This is a genomic window from Verrucomicrobium sp. BvORR106 (genome assembly GCF_000739655.1).
In the GTDB taxonomy this organism is placed as follows: domain Bacteria; phylum Verrucomicrobiota; class Verrucomicrobiia; order Verrucomicrobiales; family Verrucomicrobiaceae; genus Verrucomicrobium.
The window spans coordinates 12,582-37,330 of the sequence record NZ_BATR01000054.1 but is presented as its reverse complement, the minus strand read 5'-3'; the positions used below and the strand labels follow the sequence as shown (position 1 = coordinate 37,330).

Here is a 24,749-nt window from a genome sequence, read left to right as displayed (position 1 = left end):
TAGTTCATAATGGACCGATAGTGGATGCTGTCGGCCTTCCCACCTGATCATCCTCCCTGGAGGTACCCAGGGTCTCCGTCCACTTCGTGGCCTTTGCCCCTGGGCTGGGCTCTCTGCGCCTTTCAGGCCCAAATTTTCTGAGGGGCCTTACTGAGCGCTGAGCTGGGCCCGGCCTCAGCAGCCTCTACTTCGCCTCCTTCACCGCATCGAGCAGGTGTTTGGACACCACCTCATCCGAATTTACCAAAACGGAGTGCGTCGTCGTGGGAGGCACGAGTGAGGCATCCTGGCCGCTGAAATCCAGCCCCAGCAGGCGGCCATCACTCCAGACCACGACACCCAGCCGGCGGTCTCCGACTTGCACGAACCGATTCGAGGAAACATACCCCAGCCTCTTGGTCTTGGCACCGGCGAGGAACTTCCGCAGATGCGACACGCCCCTACTGTCGAGCTTGCCCACTTTCTGCACCTTGGGATGGGAAAGCGTCGCGTCGGGTGTTTTCTCGTACACCGTCACCACATTGGTCGTGTCCAGGGAAAGCTGAGGCTTGGGGACGGCGCAGCTCACCGCTGCCAGAGCGACCACTCCACTGAGGAGGCCATGCAAGGAGGGTCTCATGAGTCCCATGTGCTAAGAGTTGATGAATATCGTGAAGGACCACTTCGCCCCTGTCCTACCGCGCCTCGACTTTGCGGGGAGCCAGTCTTACCGGGAGGGCCGCAGAGGCAAGATTGGCACCGGTGTCGGCACTTCCTGGGGCTTGCGGGGAAGGCGTGGTATTGAGACGGAGGTGAATGAAGAAGAAGGGGCGGAACTGCTCCTTCTGCCCCCGACCAACGGTCTCCCCCACCCAGATGGAGAGCTCTGAACCTTTGGGCAGGACGCCTGATTCGAAAACTTGCGTGCAGAGATCTGCCACCAACGGCTTTTCAGGACGCAGGAAAGCCCCACTCCCCAAGGCCAGTGCATTGCGAAGTTCCGCCTCAGTGAGGGGTGGTTCAGAGGTCGCGGTCAGCTCCGCACGGTAGCGCTGGTTGAAGCGGCTTGCGGCCTCTGCCAGAGTGACGGGCTCCGTCAAGACCCACGGCTCGAGGTTGCCCATTGGCGCGGTCTGGTGCTCATCCCCCCGGAGCCATGCCCCGGCCTCCCGCACGCCGTTGGCCTTGGCTTTCTCGAACCACTTGACGGCCTCCTTCCGCGAACCTGCCGAAAGTTGATAGTAGTACCCCAGTCGCATGGCCGCACCGCCGTTCCCGGAATCTGCCAGGCGGGTGAGGCTCTGCACCTCGGCAGAAGAGAGGTTGTACTCCTCTGCTGGAGTGGGTTTCGAGAGATCGGTCTTCCCGCACGAAGCTGCGAGCAACAGCCACGCGGCTGTCGAACTGAGAGCCAGCATCCGGATCCTGCCCGTCAATCGTGAGGAAGCGTTCTGTGACATGACAGGACAAAGGTAGCCCATCTGCCCCACAGGTCACTTTAATGCTTTGGCAGCAACGAATTTTTCGATCACCCCCAAAGGCCACCACAAGATCTCACGGAATGGCCAGATCCAACCCGAGAAGTTCCAGCACCACTTCATGAGGGCAGGCGATGACCACCTCATTGAGCCCCGGGCGCAAGGCGGAGACCGGCACCCGCCAGGTGAGCCATTCGCCAGACTGACCGTGCATCTGGGTATAGACGCTCGGATAAGGCTCTCCGACATCAGGCGTGATGGGCAGGGACTGTCCATTGATGTGGGCCTGCCAGCCCTCTGTGGCCGCGTAGGCAGTGCGCGCCTGCAGCCGCAACTTCCCTTCCCGCTGCCAGCCGCCGGGCGGCGGGGCGAGATCGAGGACATAACGGAGGGTTTCGCCGCCCTTGACTTTGCGTGGAAACGGGTAAGCACGACGTGGGTCATTTCGGTACATCGAGCCGACGAGATAGTGCTGCGGCAGGGTGGCCACGGACTGTGGACGTTTCAGCACCTGAAGCAGCTCGAACGGAGGTTCGGTGTAGGGCCCGTCCCCCGCCGCCTGACCGGGATCGCGATAGTCGCGGTAGTACTGGAAATTGAAGAGCGAAAGCCCGTCTGCCCCGCGGGAGTACGCGAGATGCGCGGTGGTGGTGGCAATCTCCGTAGTGGTGCGTCGGTGAGAGCGGTTCCGGGTGTCGCCATTGAAGGAGACGACATGGGTGAGTTCGAGGTAAATAGCAGCGTGGGGCACCAGACGCCGGATCTCCGTCAGGGAGGTGGTCTGCTCCACGTGATAAGAGGCGGAGAGGTTGAACATGTCCACCCCGGCGGCGGCAAAGGCCTGCACATCAATCCCCAGCGCATCATGGGCTGCGAGTTGCCCCGGGATGCGGACGCTCAGCCAGCGGGGGCGTCCCGGGCGGGCGTGATCATCCAGAGTCCGCCGGACGCGCGCCATGAATTCCGCCATGATCTGACGACGTTGCTCGCGGGTGGTCTCGCCAGCGCGGAAGTAGGCTGCGGCGCGGTAGAAGTCGAGCTCGATGCCGTCGATGTCGTAGTTCCGGCAGAGTTCCTCAATGAAACGAAACTTGAACTCCCGCACCTCCGGGATGGCCCAGTTCTGCACATGCCGGGCCCAGCTGATCTGGGTCTCGCGAGACTGCTCTCCCAGACGATACTCCGGATGATCCGTGTAAAACTGCGGCACGCTCGCAATGTGGCTGTTGCCCGGAGCATCCGCCGATTCCTTGTGGTGCACATCGTTGAGACGGAAGCTCACCAGACAGGCAGCTCCACGGGCATGGCAGCGGTCCACCGTGAGTTTCAGGAAATCGCCACCCCTGAGAACATAGTTGGTGAAGCTGGTGGAGGCATTGGGGAGGTTGAAGCGTTTCTTGAACCACTCACAGTGCTCCGCCAGTGGCAGCACCTGGCTGGGCCACCAGGGCACCCAGCCCAATCCCGGAGCGATGAGAAAGGCATCGGCACCCGCGTCCAACGCTTCATCCACCGCCTTTTCAAACATGATATCCGCCAGTGGCTCCTTGTTGGGACGCCAGGAACTGGTGCAGGTGAGGATGTGGGTGGTATCGCTATTGTAGAGCAGCTTGAACGGGGACTTGGCCCTCGACAGCGCTGGGGATGCCTCTGCCAAAGACGTGTTCGAGGCCAACCATCCGACCACGCTGCCTGACGCTCCGGCAGCCAGCAGTTGGCGACGCGACCATGAAGTTCTCTTTCCCATCTGCACTACACGCGAAGCCGCACCCGGATGTTGCGAGGGCACAGGTCTGGCGGGTCTCAGATCAGCCGCCGGGCGTTGCGCAGGCCATCCGCCGTCACCACGCTGGTGCGGGAGGCCACGAGGAAATCCAGATGATTTTGCCACTGGGTGGGGCGCAGGGCCGCTACGCCGCAGCCGGGAAGAGTGAACGCGCAGTCCGCAATCTCCCAGCCAAACTCGGAATGGCGGTTGCGGTAAGCCAGACGGTGGATCCAGGCTCCATGCTCATCCTTGCGCCAGACCGAGGGATCATTTCCCGGCACGGTGCGGGCGAACTGCCACACCCGCTCCACGACCTCGCGGTCGTAACCCCGTTCGGGCTCCATGATGGAATGATCTTCGTCGAGGAGAAACACGGCTGGCAATCTTCAAGGTTCGATCTCACTTCAAACTCGGCCACCACTGCCACGGGCAATGGTCCCAACGTGTGTTGAGACCACTCCCGGTGGTAAAGTACTCAAGCTCAGGCGAGATTCCAGAACTTCTCCCAGTCAGCGGGCGTTTCTGGAGTCTCAATGCCGTGCTCAATACGGCCTTCGTTTTCCGGCAGGAAGACGGTGCTGGTACCATAGACCATGATGAGGTCCTGGGAGCTGGCACTGCGGATGGCGTGGGCCACGCCGGCCGGGATGACCACGCCCACGTTGCTCTCACCGCGGAGGTCATCACCTTCGATGATGAAGCGCATCTTTTTGCGCGGCATGCCAGCACGCTCGTCGATGAGGAACATCTCGCAGATGCCCTGGATGAAGAACATCACATCCCACTGCTCCTTGTCGTACGGGCGGAGAGCGTAGTTGGTGGGCTCTTCCACGAAGAGGCGCTGGAACCAGGCCTCAGGTGTGGTGTCCGCCGGGATGGCTGGAGGATGGATGTGAAACCCCTTGCTGGTGCCGGAGTACATCTTGGCGGTGGCCCACTGCTTGGGCCAGAGACCGATCTTGCCCAGGAGAGCCTCCCCTTCACGGGCAAACTCGGAGAAATAACCGCGGTACCGCTGGTGGAACACACGACGATGAAACACCTCCACCCCGGGGATGCCCACTTCAGCAGGGATGCCGCCTACCAGCTCCCGGGCATCCACGCGGCCGGTCTGTTGCAAGCGCTCACCCAAAGAGCCGCCGGAATAGTCACGCGTTTGCAGGGCGGCACGGGCTACATCGCTGAGACCGCGCCAAAGATCAGGGGAGGATTCTGCCATAGAAGAGGAAATGATGGATCGAACAAAGAACAACTCAACACGAGAGGGCTTAGCCCCTCCCGGAACCGTCATCATTGGAGGAAGGTGGGCGTTTGGCAACCCCCTATTCGAAGGCCTGCTGGCAGATCCAGATTCATTTTGCTTGTCCCACAGCACCGGAAGTCCACTGTGGCGCGCGCTAACATCTCTCCATATGAAAACACTTGCCGTACTACTGCTGGCCCTGCTCGTAGGTGCCGCCACTCCCACCCGCGCCCAAGACCCGAATGCCGAGAATCCGGTGATGCACTCGTTTGGGGCCATCGGAGCCCAGGCGGTTTTCTGCAACTACATGGCCATCGCGGAACTCGCGGACCTTCATGGCAAGCAGGTGTACGACAAGACGAAGGTGGTGCAGCTGGCCAACATGTATGTCGGCCTCACCTCCGCTGCAAAAGACAGCCTCACCGATCTGGTGGACAGCGGCAAGCTGAACTCCAGTGACGACGCGGCAGTGAAGGAGATGGTCATCATCAATGATCTTCTCATCAGCACTGCCAAGGGCATCATCACCTACGTGGAGACACCCTCTGCGGAGACCCAGGCGGCCTATGAGAAAAACCGCCAGAAGTCCTGGAAGGCGATCTCCAAGTTCCTGGGCATCGAGTAAGAGCGGCCAGGGATTCTGGCGCCAAGGGCGTCAAACAAAATAGTCCCGCATGAGGGATCAGGCTAAAGGGGCGGCGGGCAACTTGCTACACCGCTGAGCAAGGCCGGACGCCCACAAGGAGCGGCGGTTTGTGCTTGCACAACCGCCGAGGGAAAACGGAGTGCTCGATCGCCAAACAGCCAACCACCATATGGGGTCTTGGCGCTGCGTTCTTACTGGGAAGCATACTTCCTCCGGCAACCACCGGCGGTTGTGCAAGCACAAACCGCCGCTCCTTGGATCCTTTGGCGTCACGACCTGGCATCGGCAGATGGGCTCATCAGACTCTTAAACCTGACGCGCCCACGCGACTGCGGGACAATTTGCATCACGCCGTTGGCGTGAAATTTCTGCCAGAGAAACAAGTGATTACCTTCACGGTTTGGCAGTGCGGTTGTAAGCCACGAACTCCACGCCGCCCTGTTCATTGCGGATGAAGGTGAGCGTCTCACGCACAACGCCGTTTTCATACTCGCCGTCGCCCTGCAGGGTGAACGTCATGATGCCGCCCTTGATGCCGAAGTCGGTGGCTTTCTTGTCAGGGATGAACTTCTTGAGCTTGCCGAAGACCTGGTTCGACTTTTCCAGTTTCTTGATGAACTCCGGACGAGAGGTGGTTTCGAAGGTGCGGTCACTCATGAGGGCCACGCCCTCTGCGAGCCGGCCAGCTTCCATGTGGTCCACAAACTTCTCTGCCACGGCGACGCACTTGTCGAGGTCGCCCTTGATGGCCTTGGCCAGCTCCGCGTCGTTCATCGCGGGTTTCTCGTCTTTCTTGGCAGCAGGGGCCCCGGCAGCAGCTCCGGCACTGGCAGCCAGGAGGGCTTCCGCCTCACCGCCGAGTTTTTTGATCTCTGCGATCCAGGAGTCGTAGTTCTTGTCCTGTTCGGCCTTGAACTTCTTCTGGGTTTCGAACGGAGGTTTGTTGCGAAGCACGAACTGGGCGCTGGCCACGCCGGCGGAGGTCTTGCGATAGTTCCAGAGGTTGAACTCCACATCGCCGTTAGTCACGAGGATGAACAGAATGGTGGCCGTGTCCGGCTTCATCTCGATCTCGTTCACGAAGCTGCTGGGGTGCTGCTTCTGCACCTGCTCCAGAGTGGCTCGCGCCAGAGTGGTGGCATCTGCGCCCTTCACATTCTGCATGCGCAGGGCCACCAGTTTGCGATAGCCGGCCCAGTCTTCGCCTGCTTGCAGGTACTCACGCAACTCGCTGGTGGCCTGACCCGGTGCGCTCTTGTTTTCCATGAGCTGGAAGGTCTGCCCGCCAAACACCACGGAACGCCCATCTGAGGCGGGTGCCTTTGCCACGGGTTCCGCGCCGTCTGCAGGCAGACTCCACGTCTCCTTGCCAGGGGAGGTCATCTGGGTGGTTCCCCATACGCCGACGATGTCGTCGCCCTTGGGGGCATACGCGGCCACGCCGAAGTACTTCTTCACGTCTCCCGATGCCGCCACCAGCACATCCCCGAGCCTCACGCCCACGCCTTCATAGCGACCTGCCTGAAGATCCCACACCACCTTGTAGAGCCCCCCTTTGCCTTGGGTAAAAGTGACGCTACCCGCCGTGCCATCTGCGAAATTGCACGTGCCCTTGAAGTCACTGCCGACCAGCGCGTAGTTCCCGGCTTCACCCGGCTTGGCCGAGGTGATCCACGTGGCCTGGATGCTCTTCCCCTTCAGCTCATACACCGCCATCGCATAGAGGGCCTCACCACCATACGCTGCGCCGATGGCCTTGTCCGTACGGATGACGATGCCGTCGGTGACCTCCTTGTTGGTCCCAGTGACCCAGCGAATCGTTCCCGAGCTCTTGCCCTGCTTGGTCAGCTCCACCGTGCCTGCGTATCCCGTTTCTCCACCGGGATTCTGGCCAGCCACCTGGAACTTCAGGACATCCTGCGAAAAGGCAGGGGATGCAACGCCAGCCAGACAAAGGGCCAGCCCGATCAACACTCGACGCAACTTCGGGAGCATGGAGGCATATATCCTCCGTCACGCGGTGACTGGTCAACTTAAGTTTCTCCATTTCCCATGAGATTTATTTGGGCTGGTAAATCACGGCGTTCCGTGTCGTTTTAGACATCCATGAAACTACCTCGCACCCTCCGACTCACCGCCCTGGCCGCGTTGCTTCCTCTCGCCAGCCTGAGCGCCGCCCACGATTATCTGGTTTACATCGGCACCTATACCGGGGCAAAAAACGCCAAGGTGGAGAGCAAGGGCATCTACGTCTTCGGGTTCGACTCCCAGTCGGGCAAACTGGAGCCGATGGGACTCGCGGGCGAAGTCAAGAGCCCAAGCTTCCTGGCCATCTCCCCTTCCAAGAAATATCTCTACTCCGTATCAGAGGCTCCCGTGGGCACCGCCGCGCCCGGCAAACCAGCCACGGGAGGGATCAGCAGTTTTTCCATCGACCCCAGCACGGGCAAGCTGACTCTGCTCAACCAGGAATCCAGCCAGGGTAGCGGCCCCTGCCACGTGAGCGTGGATCACACGGGCAAGGTGGTGCTGGTAGCCAACTACGGCAGCGGTCATGTGGCCTCACTGCCTGTGAAGTCTGATGGCTCCCTGGACAAGGCGGCCACGGTGTATCTCCATGAGCCCGCCTCCAAGGCGAACCCCAAGCGCCAGGAAGGGCCGCACGCTCACTCGATCAACGTCGATGCCGCAAACAAGTTCGCCTTTGCTGCGGACCTGGGCTGTGACCGCGTCTTCATCTACAAGCTGGACCCCGCCGCCGGCACAATCACCCCGAATGCACCCGCCTTCGGCACCGTGCCTGCCGGTGGTGGCCCCCGTCACTTTGCTTTCCATCCCAACGGCAAATACGCCTACGTCTGCAATGAGATGACCTGCACGGTGACTGCTTTTAACTATGACGCCGGTCGTGGTGCGCTGGAGGAAATCGCCACCGTCTCCACGCTGCCAGAAGGCACCGCTGTGGATCCCAAGTTTTCCACTGCCGAGACCCAGGTGCACCCCAGTGGCAAGTTTGCCTACGTCTCCAATCGCGGGCACAACACCATCGCGGTGTACAGCGTGGATGCAGGCACCGGCAAGTTGAAGCTGGTGGAGAATGCACCTTCCATCGTTGAGACGCCCCGCAACTTCGGCATCGATCCCTCCGGCAAGTGGTTGATCGCCGCCGGTCAGAGTTCCAGCAGCCTGGCGGTCTTCGCCATCGATGCCAGCAGCGGCAAGCTGACCCCCACCGGTCAGACGCTGGACGTCGGCTCCCCGGTTTGCGTAAAATTCCTGTCCGTGAAATGAGCCTTTTGCCGCGTGGGGTTGTCCAACGGCCCCATGCGCGCTCCTGCCATCCTCAGCTTTCGTTCTGCCAGCACGGCGGTTGCCCTCGCAACCGCCGTGTTTGCGTTTTCACCCCAGCTCCCGGCTCAACCCGTGCCAGCGGGCCCCAAGGTGCCGGACCTCATTCAGCCTCTGGTGAGCCGCAACTTGAAGGTAACGGTGGACACCACCGGCGCACCGGAGTGCCAGGCTTGGGCGGAGCGGGCCAAGGAGATGGTCCAAGTGTGGCACCCCGTGGTATCGGCGTATCTGGATGCGCCCCTGAATCCGGGTGAAAAGAAGGTGCACCTCGTCTTCAAAGAAATGAATGGGGTGGCGGCCACTTCCAAGGACGTGATCACCATCTCCGCAGGCTGGGTGAAATCCCATCCCGAAGATCTGGGCATGGTGCTGCATGAGCTGGTACACGTGATTCAGGACTACCCGACCACTCAATCCGTCTGGCTGATTGAGGGCATTGCCGACTACATTCGCTTCTGGATGGCGGAACCCGAGGGGCAACCCAAGCGGTTCAATCGGGCGAAGGAAAACTATCGCAACGGCTACCGGACCACCGGCGCCTTCCTGGCCTGGATCGAGAAGCAGTACCAGACACCGATCATCCGGGATGCGAATGCAGCCCTGCGGCGTGGCACCTACAAGGATGCCCTGTTTGAGGAGAAAACGGGCAAGAACCTCAACGCCCTCTGGACGGAGTTCATGGACAGCACGGAGAAGCCAGCGGCAGAGCCCAAGCGGCCCATTTAGGCCGCGCTCTTGTCCACACGTTTGCGCACCAAGGGCGGGCGGTCACCTTTGACCACCGCCTCGGTGAGCGTCACGGCGCGGACATCGCGACGGCTGGGGATGTCATACATGACGTCCAGCATGATGCGCTCCAAAATGCTGCGCAGACCACGGGCACCGGTGCCACGCTTCAGGGCCTCGCGAGCCATGGCGATCAAAGCATCGCGGTTCACCTGAAGGTCCACGCCATCCATGCCCAGCAGCTTGGAGTACTGCTTGATGAGAGCGTTCTTGGGTTCGGTGAGCACACGAACGAGCTCCTCCTCTGTGAGCTGTTGCATGGCCACCACCACGGGGAGACGGCCGATGAATTCCGGAATGAGACCAAAGCCAAGCAGATCTTCAGGCTGGACGTCCTTCGTCAGATCGGCGTCCACCTGCTCGCGATTGAGCATTTCATTGCCGAAGCCCATCACCTTCCGACCACGACGCTTGGCCATGAACTGATCCAAGCCCACAAAAGCACCCCCGCAGATGAAGAGGATGTTCTCCGTGTTCACCTGGATGTACTCCTGCTGCGGATGCTTGCGCCCACCCTGCGGTGGCACGTTGCACACGGTGCCTTCCAAAATTTTCAAGAGGGCCTGCTGCACGCCTTCACCGCTGACATCGCGGGTGATGCTGACGTTCTCGGTTTTGCGGCCGATCTTGTCGATCTCATCCACGTAGATGATGCCCATCTCCGCACGGGCCACATCATAGTCGGCGGCCTGTAGGAGGCGCAGGATGATGTTCTCCACATCCTCGCCCACGTAGCCGGCCTCGGTCAGCGTCGTGGCGTCCGCGATGCTGAAGGGCACATTGAGAATGCGGGCGAGCGTCTTGGCGAGCAGGGTCTTGCCGCAGCCCGTAGGTCCCACAAGCAGCACGTTGCTCTTCTCGATCTCCACATCGTTGTACTCGCCGATGGCCGCCGTCTTGCGGTCGGCACTGGCCTGGGCGCTGAGGATGCGCTTGTAATGGTTGTGAACCGCAACACTCAACACTTTCTTGGCATGCGCCTGGCCGATCACATGATGATCCAGCGCGGCCATGATGTCCGCAGGGCGCGGTACCACCAGAGGGGGCTGAGCATCCAGGTCATTCGTCGTCTCCTTGTCCAGGATGGTCTTGCAGACGTGAATGCAATTGTCACAAATGTACACCCCGGGCCCGGCAATAAGCTTCTTTACCTCTGCGTGGCTCTTGCCGCAGAAGGAACAAATAGTGAGGTTTGAGGCGCGGGCCATGCCTGGGAAAAAGTTGAAAAATGGAACTGTCTAAGTGGCTGAACTGTCGCATACGGCGCGCTCTCGGCGCAAGTCTTTTATCCAATCTTGATACGGGCGGAGGCTTCTGCTGGAGTCAGGTCAAACACACACTTTTTTCCTAACAATAGAGGGCTCCAAAACATTTCACGACAAGGGCCATGCACAAAGTGTTCCGCCCTGCTGGTCTGTTGGGATTTTTTTCATTCGCTTCATCTCTTATGCGCCCGCTCTCCTCTCTGAAACAAATCGCTTTTCCCCTGCTCGCTGGACTGGCCTTCGTGGGAATCGTGGAGGCGAAGAACTACCCGGCCGCCCGAAGCCTGGCCGGACACCTCTCCCCCCAGGGATTGACGCCCAATGCGGACCCAGGAGGACTGGGAAAGGCCCGCGATCAAATCCAGAAGATCCTGACCGGCATGGAGCAGTCCCAGGTGTCTGGAGGCCCCGGTGCCAACGATCTGCTGGATACGGCGTACGAGATGTTCGTGCCTCAAGTGGGGCCGGCCCACCGCAATGCGGCGGTGGGAGCCCTCACCAACATGTGGACTGAGGCTCGCGCTCTGGGGGCGTTTGACGAGCAGAACCGCTTCACGGGCAAGATCACCAAGGGGGCCGATACCGGACAGGCTGTGGTGTTTGAGTACATCGTGCCCATGAATCTGGCCCCCAAGTTCTCCCGCGACGTGGCGAATGTCCGGCTCGTGCCGCCCAGCAAGAAGCGGGCAGAGGGCACCAAGTCCACGGACCGCGAGCTCGCTTACGTCAGCACGCTCCAGGTCATCGAACGCGAGGTGAGCGGCCTGAAGAGCCTGGCCTCGATCGAGAACGGGCCCAAGATGAACGGGCTGGGGCAGACCAAGACAGAGGCCGAGCAACTCTGGAAGGAGCAGCTGAAGCAAGCGGGCGACAAAGCCCAGCAGAAGCCCAGCATCATCATCCAGAGCCGACTGGCCTCCACCCCCAGCAAGCGCAACAACTACAAATGGGTGGTGCAGGCAGAGGTGACCAACATGTCCATGTTCGCCACCGAGGTGGAGGTGGAGTGCATCTTCCTGGGGACCACGGACAAGTACCGCCAGAACTATGTGATGGGCCAACCCAAACAAAAGCTGCAGATGCGGGCTGGGCAGGCGGACAAGATCATGTTTGAAACGCCCATGAATGAAGGGGCGTACAAGGGACGGGCCGATGACTACGAAAAACTGACCAAGCCTGAGCGGGCGGGCTCCCAGGCCAGCTACCGCGGGGCCATCATCCGGGTGAATCATCCCAAGGGCACGGCGGCCACATTCGCCACAGACCCAGTCATGCTGGATCTGCTGCAGGATAACGCCGAGGTGAAGCTGGACAGTCTGCCCAAGCTGTATCTGGACGCGAAGACCTGGCCGCCTCTCAACACTGGGAAGTAGGCCCCGCCCACGCGGCGAACACCAGCGCGTGGAGCAAGAGCCGGGGGTGTCTGGACGTAAGGGTCAGATCATGCCAGACCACGCTCCCTCCCCTGCCTCTCAACCGGCCCCGACATCCTCCGGCGCTGGCGCGCTGAGCCGCCGTCGATTTGTCACCACCACTGCTGCCGCGGCCTTTGGCTTTCAAGTCGTGCCCCGGCACGTCATCGGCGGCCCAGGTTTCACACCACCCAGCGAGAAGCTCAATCTCGGCTGTATTGGCGTGGGTGGACAAGGCGCGGGCGATATCGCAGACTTGGTCAGCTCAGGTCTGGTCAACATCGTCGCCCTCTGTGATGTGGATTTGAAACAAGGTGCGAGCACGATCAGCAAGCATCCCAACGCCAAGCTACATCGCGACTACCGCCGCCTGATCGATCAGCAGAAGGACATCGATGCTGTCGTCATCGCCACGCCAGACCATGTGCACGCACCGGCCAGCATCCTGGCCCTGCGTGCTGGCAAGCATGTCTATGTTGAGAAGCCACTGGCCCACTCCATTGGTGAAGCAAGGCAGATGGCGAAGGTGGCCAAGGAAAGCAAGCTGGTGACCCAGATGGGCAACCAGGGTCACGCCAGCGAAGGCCTGCGCCTCACTCGCGAGTGGATTCAGGCTGGAGTGATTGGCAACGTGACCGAAGTTCACGTGTGGTCCGATCGTCCGGGCAAGTTCTGGGACAGCCAGGGCAAGCCCGCCCCCACGGAAACCCCAGTGGTGCCGGATACGCTGGACTGGGATCTCTGGCTGGGCCCGGTGGCCAAGCCCGTGAAGTACCACCCCGAGTACGCCCCACGCAAATGGCGCGGGTGGTGGGACTTCGGCTGCGGCGCCCTGGGCGACATGGCCGTGCACAATGCGGACCCGGCCTTCTACGCATTGGATCTCGGTTCGCCAGACTGGGTCGATGCAGAGAGCGCGCCGAACAACAACGAGTCCTTCCCCGCCTGGAACATCATCACCTACCACTTCCCTGCCCGTGGCACCATGCCAGCAGTGAAGATGGTGTGGTATGACGGCGGCAAGCTGCCGCCCAAGCCTCCGGGCATGGAGGCCGAACGCAACCTCGGCGACAACGGCATCTACTTCGTGGGCGACAAAGGAGTCATCCTGGCCGGTGGCTGGGCTGGCACGCCACGTCTGGTGCCCGAAGCGAAGATGAAGGAATTCGTGATGCCGGCCAAGTCCATCCCGCGCTGCACCGTCGGTCACCGCCGCGAGTGGATTGAGGCCGCCAAGGCTGGTAAACCCGAGGACGCGCATTCAGGCTTCCACTACTCTGCCCCGTTCACTGAAGCGCTGCTGGTGGGCCTGCTGCCCGTGCGGTTTGGCAAACGGATCGAGTGGGACGCCGCGAACCTAAAGGCCACGAACGCGCCAGAGGCGGATGCGTTCATCCACAAGGTGTACCGGGACGGGTACGGGATTTGAGGAGAGGAAGAGGAAACTTCAAGATCCAAAGTTCAAACTTCAAAGGGGGCGGCCGCGAGGTCGCCTTCTTTTATGATATCCCCACAGGCCGATGCGCCTCCAAGGAGCGGCGGTTTGTGCTTGCACAACCGCCGGAGGTGACCGGAGGAAGGTTTCGCCCCACACCGGGAAGCAGCGATGGACGCTGGGAGGATGGAGGTTACACGCGGAGTTTACGCAATAGACACTCCAGCTAGTGCCTCCTCACCGGGGCCACCAAGCCAGACCGCCAAAACTCCTTCGGAGTAAAGGATTCTTGTTCGCCCTCCCGACGTAGGCTCGCTCAAGGCTCGCCAACGTCGGGCTTGTAGCCACATCCTCTTCGAGGAAGAGCTTCGACTGGTTCATGAGCCAACGCGCAATCAACTGACGCACTGACGCACTGACGCACTGACGCACTGACGCACTGACGCACTGACGCACTGACGCACTGACGCACTGACGCACTGACGCACTGACGCACTGACGCACTGACGCACCGGCTAAACCCACGCCTTCATGCGGCCGGACACCCAATCCACCTCCTCCTGAAACACGGTGTGATCACCGCCAGGGAAGATATGAGAGGTGACATCAGCACCCATCCCTTTGAGGGTCTGCACGCTGGATTTCACGAACTCCAGGGGAATGTGGGGATCCCTCTCAGAGCATGCCACCAGGACGGGGACGGACTTCAGATCCACAGCGGGACGTTCGGTGCCTTCCGGACCGACGAGCGCACTGCTCATGCCGACGACAAAACTCAGCTGGGCAGGATGGCGAACCAGATACTCAAGAGCCAGGCAGCCTCCTTGGGAAAAACCTGCCAGACCAATGCGGTCCAGCGGCACTCCGGCCGCAGTAATTTCCTGCACCAACTCATGCAGCAGGGCCAGGCCGCTGGAGAGCCAGGGCTCGTTCATCGCCAGCGGCATGAAAAACCGCTGGGGATACCAAGTGCCCTGGGTGGCGTCCGGTGCGAAGAAGGCAATGCCTTCCTGCGGCAGCACATCCGCCAGCCCAGCGATGTCTTCCGCAGAAGCTCCGCGTCCATGCACCAGAATCACCGCGCCACGCGCCTCCTTGAGCGGGGTGCCAAAGCGGAGGGTGTTCGAGATCTGGTGAATGGACATGGTACGGGAAACTACGTCCCTGGCCCTGAGAAAGTCGAGTTCTTACTTCGCAGCCAGCTTGGCGGCGACCTGGGCTAGGTGTTTCCCCTGGAACCGGGCGATGGCCAGCTCGTTCTCGCTGGGGAGACGCTGCCCCTGGGCATCGGTGATGGTCGAGGCTCCGTAGGGAGATCCTCCCGTTATTTCCTTCATGTTCAGCAACTCCTGGGCGGCATAAGGCACGCCCACGACCACCATGCCCTGGTGGAAGAGGAAGGTCTGCAGGCTGATGAGCGTGGTCTCCTGCCCGCCATGCTGGCTGGCCGTGGAGGTGAAGACGCCGCCCGCCTTGCCCACGAGAGCGCCGGACATCCAATGGGAGCCCGTGGCATCAAAAAAGGTCTGCATCTGGGCCGTGGCGCTGCCGAAGCGGGTGCCGGTGCCGAAAAGGATGCCATCCGCCTCATTGAGCGTCTTGGGATCGGCAATCGGGATGTGGGCGAAGGCTTTCTTTGCCTCCGTGGCGCCCATCTTGGCGATGATGTCATCGGACAGCGTCTCCGCCACCTGCAACAGCTCCACCTCCGTGCCGGGCACTTCCCGGGCACCGGCGGCCACAGCCTCCGCCATGTGGTAGATGTGTCCGTAGAGGCTGTAGAAGATGACTTTGATGCGGGTAGTCATGAAGGGATGATTGAAGGGTGAAGGTTCCTATAGTCCAATGGGAAATCGCGGGAGATCGTGACAAAAAAGTCTGCCGCCCTCAAGCATATTGCCGGGGCGGCTCCAAGGGAGGAAGCGCAATCTCAATCTTCTCCCGCAACGGGACATACTGCTTGGGCAGCCTCAACTCCGTGCCGAGGGATTCAGCGGGCTCATCGACCGCAAAGCCAGGCGACTCGGTAGCGATCTCAAAAAGGATGCCCCCACGCTCACGATAGTAAATGGAGTGGAAGTAGTCGCGATCCATCACCGGGGAAACCGCGAAGCCGCTGCGGTGCAGACCGTCCTTCATACCCAGCTCCTCCTCATCGGTGGCCACTCTCCACGCGATGTGGTGGATAGTGCCGACGCCGCCCATGCCAAAAGGGCCGGTGGCATCCACTACGATGTCCGCATACCGCCCTGAACCACCGGTGCCAAATTCATAGCGGGAGCGGTTCCCCTCACGACGAACACAACGACAGCCCATGTCCTCCATCAGCAGCTTCTCGGTGGCAATGCCGCTGCGCACGGTCAACTGGGTGCTGTGCAGCCCGCGCAGGGCATGCTCCACGGGAACGCCCGACCCGGCCCAGCCCTGCCGGGAGTCTTCTGCCACCGCCACGATCTCCAGAGGGATGCCATCGGGGTCATTGAAGGCGAGTGTTTCTTCCTCAAACCGGGTCTGGCGCTCCACGGTCACGCCGTTCCGCGACAGCCGGTCTGTCCAGTAGTCCAAGGAACTTGGTGAAGCGGAGAAGGTGATGGCGGTCATCTGCCCGGCCCCCACCTGCCCCTCGGCCCCCATGCCCGGCCAGTAGAAGAAAGTGACGATGCTGCCGGGGGAACCGGATTCATCCCCGTAGTACAGGTGATAGGCGGAGGGATCGTCGAAGTTCACCGTCCGCTTCACCAGGCGCAGCCCGAGCAGGCCGGCATAGAAGTCAATGTTGCGCTGGGGATCACTGGCGATGGCCGTGACGTGGTGGATGCCGGTAACGGGATGGCTCATGGGGGCGTTCTAGAGGGGGGAGTTTAGGGGATGGGGATGAAAAGGGAGCGCCTGACACCGGGACTGAGCTGCCGCGTGCGATGGCCGCGACCCGTGACGTCTTCCAGCAACAGGATGCTGCCGCCCGAGAACTCCCGAACCTCGCCATCGCCAGTCTCGAGCGAGATGCGACCGTCCAGCATCACGAGCCACTGTTTCCGGGGAGCCGGGTGCCAGTCGTAGTCATAGGTGCCGTCGGTCTCACGGAAAATGATGCCCGAAGCAGGGAGCGTCTCCGAAAGACGGCCAATGGGGCCTCCGTCGGTCAGCGGCACCTCCACCTCGTCAAAGTGGGTGAGGCCGTCAGTTCCGGTGTAGATGCGCGTGGCTTTCATGTTCCGGGATTACGTATCGAAGCTGCCGCCACGCCAGGATGTCCTTAAGAGCCCGATTTTCTCAAGTGTTCGTAAAGGATGCGTTTGATCTCCGCCACCGACTCTTTTTTCCGGAAGGAGTTGTGACCTGCTCGCACGACCAGCTCCGACTGCGCCCCTTCCAGGTGACTGCTCTTGTAGGTGACCACGCCGTCGCTCCCCAGATCCACGGGTCCCGCGCTCTTCTGCCCGATGATGCTGTGGAACGGCACCTCCGGGGGCAGAGTGGCCAGCGTCTGGAGCGAGGGGCTGCTGGCCGAGAGTGTGCGAATGGAGCTGAACTTCCCCTGCTCATAGAGTCCCACGACAAAAGGATGAACCACCTCCCGCTGCACTTCCACCAGGTGGCCAAAGACATCGGTCACCTTGCGATCCGGCTTAAACAACGTCTGCCCCAAGTCGCCGATGAAGTTGTCCGCCCAAGTGCTACCCCGGTGAGGCACTGAGATGAAGATCACGCGCTTCACCCGAGGATCGCGGTGAAAGAGAAAGACGTCCTTGAGCTGGGTCAACGACTCGGGCGGCATCTTCACTTTGTCGGGGCGGACCTTGATGACGGCGTCCCAGAGCTTGTAGTCCGGCTCGGAGACCAGCGTGTGGGTGAGAATGCCGCCCATGCTGTGGCCGATGATGACGAGATGGTTCGTGGCGAAGTCATCCCCTTGAGGATCAATCTCCTTCAGGGTCGAGGAAACGATGCGGCGGAAGTTGGCGGCATTGAGCAGCACCGGCGTGCCGGTCTGGTAGTGGTAGTGCCAGATCTGGTAGCGCTGCCGCACCATGGGATCCGCCAGGAGGTCATTGGTCAGATTGATGAAGGCCACCGGGGTGGACTGCAGCCCGTGGACCATGAGCAGGGGGATCTTCTTCGGATCATACGGCTCCATCAGGTAGAGCTTCTCTCGGCGTTTGCTCTTCGTGGAGGAGAGCATGCCGCTGAAGCCACTGCGGGCAAGGGGCTTCGCTTTCTCCACCAACTGTGCGATGGGAGCAGAATAGTTGGCTGCCACGGTCACCGGCTTGCCCCCCACCTCCACCGTCGCGTGGTCAATGGGGTTCACAAATCGCAGCGTCCACCGCCCCTCCCCTGCCGGGAGCACCACTGCGGTGTAGGACGCGGCGAGCCCCTCGGTGGGGCGGAGATCGTCAAGGCGCTGAGTGCCGTCATTCGCCCGCCAGGCCACCACCGGCACACCCACCCCGGGGCGAGTGTGATACTGGTCCAGCAGATTCGTCCTGAACTCATCCGCCGGGGTGTACCGATGCAGCCCCTTTTCTGCGCTGGGATCAATCACCACCTGGATGCCCAGCCGCTCGCACTCAGCCGCCTTTTGATTGGCGGGCAGTGTGTCATACCACACTACGATCTCCCGGACCGCCTTGTGGTACGCCGTGAGCGTCTCCGGGGCCAACGGCAGCGGGGTCACCGGGCCATCGGCCACGGTAGTGACTTGCAAAGGCCGCACCGCCCGCGTGAGACTGGCCAGTTCAGGTCCAGTCGTGCAGGCGGCCAGCCCGGCACAGGCAAGGCCAAGCACAGCGGCGCGAGAGAAAGATACCGACGGGAGCAGTCGCATGGGTCAAGCAGCCGTTCAGCATTCGGTCGCCGCCCTGCTAGCGCAACCAAATTGTTCACACTGGCAACGATACAGGAAAGCCGCTAAGGAACTCCCTGAGAAGTCATGGACGACGCCCTGCTTTTGCGATTGAACCTGCAGCTCGCTGCCCTGCTGCCCGCCGGTGCGGTGGGCCAGATCGATCGCATCCAAGCTGCAGACGATGCCAGCCTGACGCCCCTGGAACTCGTCGGCCGGGAGCGAGCCGTGCCCGCGGTCAAACGATCCAGCGGGGCGGCCCGACGTCTTGCCAAGGCACTCTGTGCGCAATTGGGATCCCCCGCCGCAGAGATCCCTCGCGGCCCCAAGGGCATGCCTCTCTGGCCACCAGGAGTGTTGGGCTCCATGGCGCACGATGACAGTCTGGCCGTGGCAGTGGCCGCCGCCACGAACGGCACCTGCTCAGGCTTGGGGGTGGACATCGAACCCGCCGTGCCCCTGGATGACGGTTTGCTCCCCATGATCGCCAGCCAGCGGGAGCAAGCGGCGATCCAAGCTGGACAGAGCACGGGCAAGCTCTTGTTCTGCATCAAAGAGGCGGTCTTCAAGGCCGTGTATCCCACGGACAGGGTCTTCCTGGAATTCACAGAGGTAGAGATCGACTTCCGCCAGCAGACCGCCCTGACGAACTATGGGCGGACGGTCTTCTGGCGGGCCTTTGCCGAGCCCCACCATGTGGCCACAGCCTGGTGGTAGCGCCCGTCAGATGAGCTGGTTCAAGACCTTCACCGTGGGTGCACTGTCATCGCGAATGTAGGTGTGGTGATTTCCAGAAACCGCATGCAGATGAAGCCCGCCCAGGGCGAGCCACTTCCACCCTGACGCCACAGCCTCCGGATCCTTGAAACCGGTAGATAGCACCAGATGGATCTCACTGGTGACCGGACGCGGCGTCCAGGAATCCAAAAGCTGATGGTAGTGCTCCACGCGATCCGGCAGCGTTCCCTCTCGGGGGCCCCACTCATCGCCGCCCGCGGCACCGTTCACGCCGCGACGCCAGGGCAGCCATCGGCTCCAGGCAGAAGTCGGCGGAGTCGGAGCCGGACGATCCAGGAAGATCAGGCGGCCGGGCGGTTCACCTTGCGTCTCCAGGAGATTCACCAACTCCATCGCCATGGCCACCGCATTGCACTCCCCGAGCAAGTGATAGGGCCCGTGAGGCTGCACCTTGCGAATTTCTGTCAGCAGCGCTTCGGCATGGCCCCGCAGGGTGGGAGACTGTTCCCACTTGTCCTCCAGGCATCGGGAAAGCACCGCATAAACGGATCGATTGGCCGCAATACCCGGCAGCAGAGTGGCGAAAACCAGGGCCTCGTTTTCCCCGCCCCATCCGCCCGGGAGAATGAAGAGCGGTGGAACGTCTGTGCCCTCACGAAGCCGGAGCAGGAAGCCTTCTGGAGTTGGCGGCATCGCCGCCGCCGGGCTTTCAGGATCGACGAGCCGCGCCATGCCCGCCACGGTCGGATCTCCAAAGAAATCCCTCACCCGCAGGGCCACGCCGGTTTGTTCCTTCACCTTGAGCAGCAGCTTGAGCACCTTCAATGAGTGGCCGCCCAGAGCGAAGAAGCTGTCGTGCACGCTGACCGCATCCACCCCAAGCACCTCGCGCCAGCAGGCGGCGATTGTTTCCTCAATCTGGCGGCGCGGGGCCGTGAAGTCTCTGTGCCCGGGGAGAGCCACCACAGGGGCCGATACAGGAGCAGACGCCCCCTGCCAGAGCTGTTCCAACCGGACCTCCGCCTGGCTCACAAAGGCCTGCAGCATCACGCTCCATTGCTCCAGCCAGTGCTTGATGGTGGCTGCGTCAAAGAGATCCGGATTGTAGGTCCAGTCCATCCGGAAGGTGTCCTTCAGCTCTGTGGCGTTGATGCGGAGATCAAAAAAATCGTAGGGCTTCTGCGGTGAGACCATCTCAGTGGTCAGACCTGCCATGCTCAGGCCCAGGATGCCCCGGTCCAGGTTGAACGTCATGGGAACCAAGGCGGGGTGGCCTGGCTGATACGGCGGATTCAAGCGGCGGACCAACTCCCCGTAGGTGAAGTTTTGGTGCTCATAGGCAGCAAGGATCTGCTGCTTCACCGCTTGCAGCACTTCCACGAAAGTCTTCGTGGAATCACACCGCAGGCGCAAGGGCAGCAGGTTGACGCGGTCATCCACCAGCGAGCGATCTCCTTTTATGCGCAGGCCTTCGGCGGTGGCCTGCCCTGCGGCAGGGATGCCAAGGACCCAGTCTTCGGCACCGCTGAGGCGATGCAGGAAAGCAGTGATGCTGGCCACCAACCACTGAAACACCGTGGCGCTCTGCTTTGCAGCTTGGGTGCGCATGTCGGCGACATCCCCGGCGTTCAGCGTGAAGCTCGCCGTGGCGGCGCGATGGGTACGGACGGGAGGCCTCGGTCGATCCGTCGGGAGCTGCAAGGCGGGGGCGGGTGGGGTATGCAGATCCAGCCAGTACTGCAGGATCTGGCTCGATGCGGCGTCACGCCCTGTCTCCAGCAGATGACTGTAGGAGCGCGGCTGCAGGGCCGGCGGCAGATTCGTCGCCCTGCCCTGCACGATGGCAGAATAGATTTCCGCGAACTCCTGCAACAGGATGCCGAACGACCACCCGTCCATCACCAGATGATGCGCGGTGAGCAGCAGGGCATGATGCTCAGCCCCGAGCCTTATCAAGGTGGCACGGAAGAGCGGAGCCTGCTCCAGCACGAAAACCTGATCGGCATCTGCTTGAAGGATGGCCTGCAAGGCCTGGGGCCGATCTTTCCCCACCTCCTCAGCCAGTTCCACTCGCGCCAACTCCCACGGCACGCGATTCCAGATACGGCGCTCTGCTCCCTCGGCATCAAAGCTGGTCCTTAAGGCTTCATGACGAGCCACCAGTCTGCGCAACGCGCGCTCCACGGCGTCATCATGCAACACGCCGTGCAGATGGACGAGGTAGGAAAGGTTGTACCCCCGCGAAGCATCGGGACTGGTTTGAGCGGAGACCCAACTGTCCCGCTGCGCCTCCGTCATGGCGATGACCGTGTAAGGCGTCCATGCGGCGACAGGCGGTGCGGCGGGGACCACCTCCGCGAGTGCGGCGAGACTTTCCTCAAAGGCGCGTACCACCCGCGCCACATCGGCATCGGTATGCACGGTGGACAGAAAGAAAGGCCGCCCCTCCCAGAGATGCAGTCCCCGGAGTCGCAAGTGATAGAAGAGCAGCGACGCCAGGGAATCCTGCTGCGTGACCCGCAGATAGAGCACCGAGCTGAAACAGCCGAGCTGCAATGGAAGCCGGGAGGCATGCAGCAACTCGCGCAAGCGTGCGGCCAGGGCGGAGGCCTTGTCATTGAGACGGGACTGCAGAGCTGGGCCTTCCTTCTCTAGATGAGCCATGACTGCATGCGCAGCCGCCAGCGCCAGCGGATGTCGGACAAAGGTGCCTGCAAAGTAGGTGACTCCCACAGTGGGGGCGCTGTCATCGCCGAAGCGCCACGCGCCACCGTCCAGTGCATCCATGAACCGCGCCTTGCCAGCCACCACGCCCAGCGGCATGCCGCCGCCGATCACCTTGCCATAGGTGCAGATGTCTGCCTCAACATCAAACCAGGCCTGTGCTCCGCCCGGGTGACAGCGAAAACCAGTGATGATTTCATCAAAGATCAACGCCGTGCCTGCGGCCGCCGTGATCTGACGCAGGTCATGCAGGAACGCCTGCGGTTGCAGATCCGGATTGCGACTCTGCACAGGCTCGACCAACACCGCCGCCAGTTCTCCTGCATGCTTGCCGATGATTTCCAGTGCCTCCGGGGAGCCATACTCCAGCACCATGACGTGCTCCACCATCCCGGGAAGGATGCCCGGGGCCACCGGAACCGGAGTGAATCCCTTTCCTTGAACCGCCGGCGTCCTCACCAGCACTTCATCGAAGATGCCGTGATAGGAGCCCGCGAAGACCACCACCTTGTCCCGGCGTGTCACCGTGCGGGCAATCCGCAGAGCAGCCAGCACGGCTTCCGAGCCGGTATTGCAGAAGGTCGCCCGCTCGGCACCTGTCATGCGGCAGATCTGTGCCGCCACCTTTCCCGCCAGAGGGGACTGGGGTCCGATCTCCACGCCGAATCGCAACTGGCGCTCAATCACCTCCGTCACGAACGAGGGAGAGTGGCCAAAGAAGTTCACGCCAAAACCAAGCAACAGGTCGAGGTACTCGTTCCCATCCAGATCCCAGAGCCGGGTGCCCGCAGAGCGCTCCACCACTATGGGGTAAACCATCTCCTTCCACCGGGTGCGGAAGCCTGCGGCGGTGCGCGGATCTGCGAAGTGCGCCCGGTGCTCCTGCGCGTGCTCTTTGGACTTGCCGGTACGCGATACGTACGCGGAGGTCAGCTCTTGAATATGCCGTAGAGCGACATCGCTCAGCGACTCTGCTCGCGCCGGGGCAGCCACTGATTGACACGTGCCATCCGCACAGGAAGGCGCGCCCTCAGCCGTGACTTCAGCCGGTGGAACTTTGGTCGTTCCCCGGTCAGGGAGAGTCTGCACCTTCCCTGCCAGATAGACCGCCAGGGTCTGGAGATCCGCCAGATCTTCCTGAAACTGCCGGAACGAGATGGTCACCCCAAACCGACGCTCAATGGCCAGACTGGCCTGCGTGAGGAACAAGGAGTCAAACCCCAGCTCCGTGAACGTTGCCTGAGGGTCCAGATGCTCCCCTTCCAGGGCCGACAGTTCCTGAAACAGGACCACCAGATCCTCAAAGACCCGGTCTATGGAAACAACTCCATTCGTTGCCGGAGGGGCAGCCTGAGCCGTGGAGGTGGCGGCGAGAAAAGCGGGCTCAATCCAGAAGGACTCCCGCTCAAAGGGATAAGTTGGCAGAGGGATTCTTCTGCGCTCCGGAGAAGAAAGCACCTCCCGGGCAACCGACTCTCCCTGCAACCAGCGCCGGGCCATTTCCTGAACCGGCCCTGAAAACAGGCTGATGTCCCCCTGCCCTGGCTGATCACTGGCAAGCTCCTCCGCCATCCCGGCCCAGCGGATGGGCATGGCCCGTCGACCCACGCGCAGCGTATGGGCGACATCGGCCAAGGATGCTTCTGGGTGAGCCTCCAGCCAGCGCCGCAACTGATCCCTCACAGTGCGCAGCGCAGAAGGACTGCGGGCAGAGAGAAGAAGCAACTCCGGTGAGTGAGGTGAAGACGAAGCGGCGACCTGGATTGCAGGTGCCTGCTCCAGCACGACATGCGCATTGGTGCCCCCGATGCCAAACGAACTCACCCCAGCGCGACGCGGAACCCCGGCGGCAGCCCAAGGCTGCAGCGTGGCATTCACATAGAAGGGTGTGCTCGCGAAATCGATTTGCGGATTGGGAGACGTGTAGTGCAGGCTGGCTGGCAACGCCTGGTGCTCCATGGCCAGCACCGTCTTGATGAGCCCGGCCACACCGGCCGCCGCATCCAGGTGACCGATGTTGGTCTTGACCGATCCGATGGCGCAATACTGCCGCGCTTCTGTGCTGGCGCGAAAGGCCTTGGTGAGGCCCGCGATCTCAATCGGATCGCCCAAGGGGGTGGCGGTGCCGTGCGCCTCCACGTAGGTGATGGTTTCAGGAGCAACACCTGCCATGGCCTGGGCGGTCGCGATCACCTCTGCCTGCCCCTGGATGCTGGGGGCGGTGTAGCCCGCCTTGTGACCGCCGTCATTGTTCACGGCGAACCCCCGAATGACGGCGCGGATCGTGTCACCATCTGCCATCGCCTCACTGTAGCGCTTCAGCACGACCACGCCCACCCCTTCACCAGAGACCATCCCGGTGGCCTGGGCATCGAAGGCGCGGCAATGACCATCGGCACTGGTCATGCCGCCCTCTTGATACAGGGAGCCATTTTTCTGCGGGAACCGCACCGCCACGCCTCCGGCCAGCGCCATGTCGCACTGGTAGGTGAGCAGGCTCTGGCAGGCCTGGCAGATGGCGACCAGAGAGGTGGAGCACGCGGTGTTGATATTGATGGCCGGCCCCTTGAGATCGAGCTTGTAAGCCGTCCGCGTCGCCAAGTAGTCCTTCTCATTGGAGATCATCACCGGGAAGGCACCGGCGGTTTCCCGAATCTCCGGCCGCGTCTGCAGGCAGTGGTTGACGTAGGTGTTGTTCGCCATCCCGGCAAACACCCCGGTGAGCCCCGCATGTGACGGCTCGCCATAACCCGCGTCCTCGATCGCACTCCAGGCCGTCTCCAGGAAGAGGCGCTGCTGGGGATCCAGAATCTCTGCCTCGCGTGGCGTGTAGCCAAAGAACCTGGCATCGAAGAGGGCCGCATCTTCCAGGATGGCCCGTGCCCGGACAAAGTTCGGCGGCAACGCAGCGGGCTCGATCCCGGAGCTGCGTAGCTCTTCATCCGTGAAGAACTTCACCGACTCACGACTGGCACACAGGTTCTCCCAAAACGCCTTCAGGTCGGGCGCGTCAGGGAATCTCCCGGCCATGCCGACAATCGCGATGCCGTCCAGTGGGGTTTCGCCAGTCATCAGATG

19 protein-coding genes are annotated in these 24,749 nt (G+C 61.8%); 6 read left to right on the top strand and 13 right to left on the bottom strand.

The features are described 5' to 3' along the window. Window positions 1-184 precede the first annotated feature (184 nt). The 5 genes from BV106_RS08800 to BV106_RS08780 all read right to left on the bottom strand — a co-directional run bounded on the left by BV106_RS08800 (window position 185) and on the right by BV106_RS08780 (window position 4,444). Entirely contained in the window at window positions 185-619 is a 435-nt protein-coding gene (locus tag BV106_RS08800) for a hypothetical protein (protein ID WP_265595464.1), read from the bottom strand. A 55-nt stretch (window positions 620-674) separates the two neighbouring features. Beyond that, window positions 675-1,439, bottom strand: a complete 765-nt coding sequence (locus BV106_RS08795) for a hypothetical protein (RefSeq protein WP_265595463.1) — start codon at window positions 1,437-1,439, stop codon at window positions 675-677. Between the two features lie 94 nt (window positions 1,440-1,533). After that, complete coding sequence (locus BV106_RS08790; RefSeq protein WP_265595462.1) at window positions 1,534-3,204, bottom strand: family 10 glycosylhydrolase; 1,671 nt, start codon at window positions 3,202-3,204, stop codon at window positions 1,534-1,536. Between the two features lie 56 nt (window positions 3,205-3,260). Further along, window positions 3,261-3,599 carry a hypothetical protein gene (locus tag BV106_RS08785; RefSeq protein WP_038163519.1) on the bottom strand — a complete coding sequence of 113 codons (339 nt, stop codon included), beginning with the start codon at window positions 3,597-3,599 and terminating at the stop codon, window positions 3,261-3,263. 107 nt (window positions 3,600-3,706) lie between these two features. After that, on the bottom strand, window positions 3,707-4,444 hold the full coding sequence (locus BV106_RS08780) for a hypothetical protein (RefSeq protein WP_038163516.1): 738 nt from the start codon (window positions 4,442-4,444) through the stop codon (window positions 3,707-3,709). A 193-nt stretch (window positions 4,445-4,637) separates the two neighbouring features. Between BV106_RS08780 and BV106_RS08775 the strand changes: the two genes are divergently transcribed. Further along, window positions 4,638-5,093, top strand: a complete 456-nt coding sequence (locus tag BV106_RS08775; protein ID WP_038163515.1) for a hypothetical protein — start codon at window positions 4,638-4,640, stop codon at window positions 5,091-5,093. Window positions 5,094-5,507: 414 nt separating this feature from the next. On the opposite strand, the gene BV106_RS08770 is transcribed toward BV106_RS08775, so the two are convergent. Beyond that, the gene (locus tag BV106_RS08770) at window positions 5,508-7,109 is read right to left on the bottom strand and encodes a hypothetical protein (RefSeq protein WP_038163513.1); all 1,602 of its coding nucleotides are present in this window, start codon (window positions 7,107-7,109) and stop codon (window positions 5,508-5,510) included. Between the two features lie 111 nt (window positions 7,110-7,220). On the opposite strand from BV106_RS08770, the gene BV106_RS08765 reads away from it, so the two are divergent. After that, on the top strand, window positions 7,221-8,405 hold the full coding sequence (locus BV106_RS08765; protein WP_038163510.1) for a lactonase family protein: 1,185 nt from the start codon (window positions 7,221-7,223) through the stop codon (window positions 8,403-8,405). A gap of 33 nt (window positions 8,406-8,438) precedes the next feature. Continuing rightward, entirely contained in the window at window positions 8,439-9,191 is a 753-nt protein-coding gene (locus BV106_RS35295; RefSeq protein WP_051945453.1) for a basic secretory protein-like protein, read from the top strand. On the opposite strand, the gene clpX is transcribed toward BV106_RS35295, so the two are convergent. Further along, entirely contained in the window at window positions 9,188-10,459 is a 1,272-nt protein-coding gene (gene clpX, locus BV106_RS08755) for an ATP-dependent Clp protease ATP-binding subunit ClpX (RefSeq protein ID WP_038163508.1), read from the bottom strand. The genes BV106_RS35295 and clpX overlap by 4 nt on opposite strands. 239 nt (window positions 10,460-10,698) lie before the next feature. Between clpX and BV106_RS08750 the strand changes: the two genes are divergently transcribed. Both BV106_RS08750 and BV106_RS08745 read left to right on the top strand, forming a co-directional pair. Further along, window positions 10,699-11,889: a hypothetical protein gene (locus tag BV106_RS08750; RefSeq protein ID WP_038163505.1), complete on the top strand. Its 1,191-nt coding sequence runs from the start codon at window positions 10,699-10,701 to the stop codon at window positions 11,887-11,889. 70 nt (window positions 11,890-11,959) lie between these two features. Then, window positions 11,960-13,357 (top strand): Gfo/Idh/MocA family oxidoreductase, encoded by a 1,398-nt coding sequence (locus tag BV106_RS08745; RefSeq protein ID WP_051945451.1) that lies wholly within the window; start codon window positions 11,960-11,962, stop codon window positions 13,355-13,357. 521 nt (window positions 13,358-13,878) lie between these two features. Here the strand turns inward: BV106_RS08745 and BV106_RS08740 are convergent. The 5 genes from BV106_RS08740 to BV106_RS08720 all read right to left on the bottom strand — a co-directional run bounded on the left by BV106_RS08740 (window position 13,879) and on the right by BV106_RS08720 (window position 18,191). Then, window positions 13,879-14,508, bottom strand: coding sequence for an alpha/beta hydrolase (locus BV106_RS08740; protein ID WP_038163503.1), 630 nt, complete (start codon window positions 14,506-14,508; stop codon window positions 13,879-13,881). A gap of 42 nt (window positions 14,509-14,550) precedes the next feature. After that, window positions 14,551-15,171, bottom strand: coding sequence for an NAD(P)H:quinone oxidoreductase (wrbA, locus tag BV106_RS08735; protein WP_038163501.1), 621 nt, complete (start codon window positions 15,169-15,171; stop codon window positions 14,551-14,553). A gap of 79 nt (window positions 15,172-15,250) precedes the next feature. After that, a complete protein-coding gene (locus BV106_RS08730) occupies window positions 15,251-16,201 on the bottom strand; it encodes a VOC family protein (protein WP_038163499.1) in 951 nt (316 codons plus the stop codon). A 23-nt stretch (window positions 16,202-16,224) separates the two neighbouring features. Further along, window positions 16,225-16,575: a hypothetical protein gene (locus BV106_RS08725; RefSeq protein WP_038163496.1), complete on the bottom strand. Its 351-nt coding sequence runs from the start codon at window positions 16,573-16,575 to the stop codon at window positions 16,225-16,227. Between the two features lie 44 nt (window positions 16,576-16,619). Further along, window positions 16,620-18,191: a hypothetical protein gene (locus BV106_RS08720; protein ID WP_038163493.1), complete on the bottom strand. Its 1,572-nt coding sequence runs from the start codon at window positions 18,189-18,191 to the stop codon at window positions 16,620-16,622. Window positions 18,192-18,296: 105 nt separating this feature from the next. Here BV106_RS08720 and BV106_RS08715 point away from each other — a divergent pair, with 105 nt between their 5' ends. After that, window positions 18,297-18,926, top strand: a complete 630-nt coding sequence (locus BV106_RS08715; RefSeq protein ID WP_051945448.1) for a 4'-phosphopantetheinyl transferase superfamily protein — start codon at window positions 18,297-18,299, stop codon at window positions 18,924-18,926. Between the two features lie 6 nt (window positions 18,927-18,932). On the opposite strand, the gene BV106_RS35290 is transcribed toward BV106_RS08715, so the two are convergent. Then, on the bottom strand, window positions 18,933-24,743 hold the full coding sequence (locus BV106_RS35290) for an aminotransferase class III-fold pyridoxal phosphate-dependent enzyme (RefSeq protein ID WP_051945446.1): 5,811 nt from the start codon (window positions 24,741-24,743) through the stop codon (window positions 18,933-18,935). Window positions 24,744-24,749 lie beyond the last annotated feature (6 nt).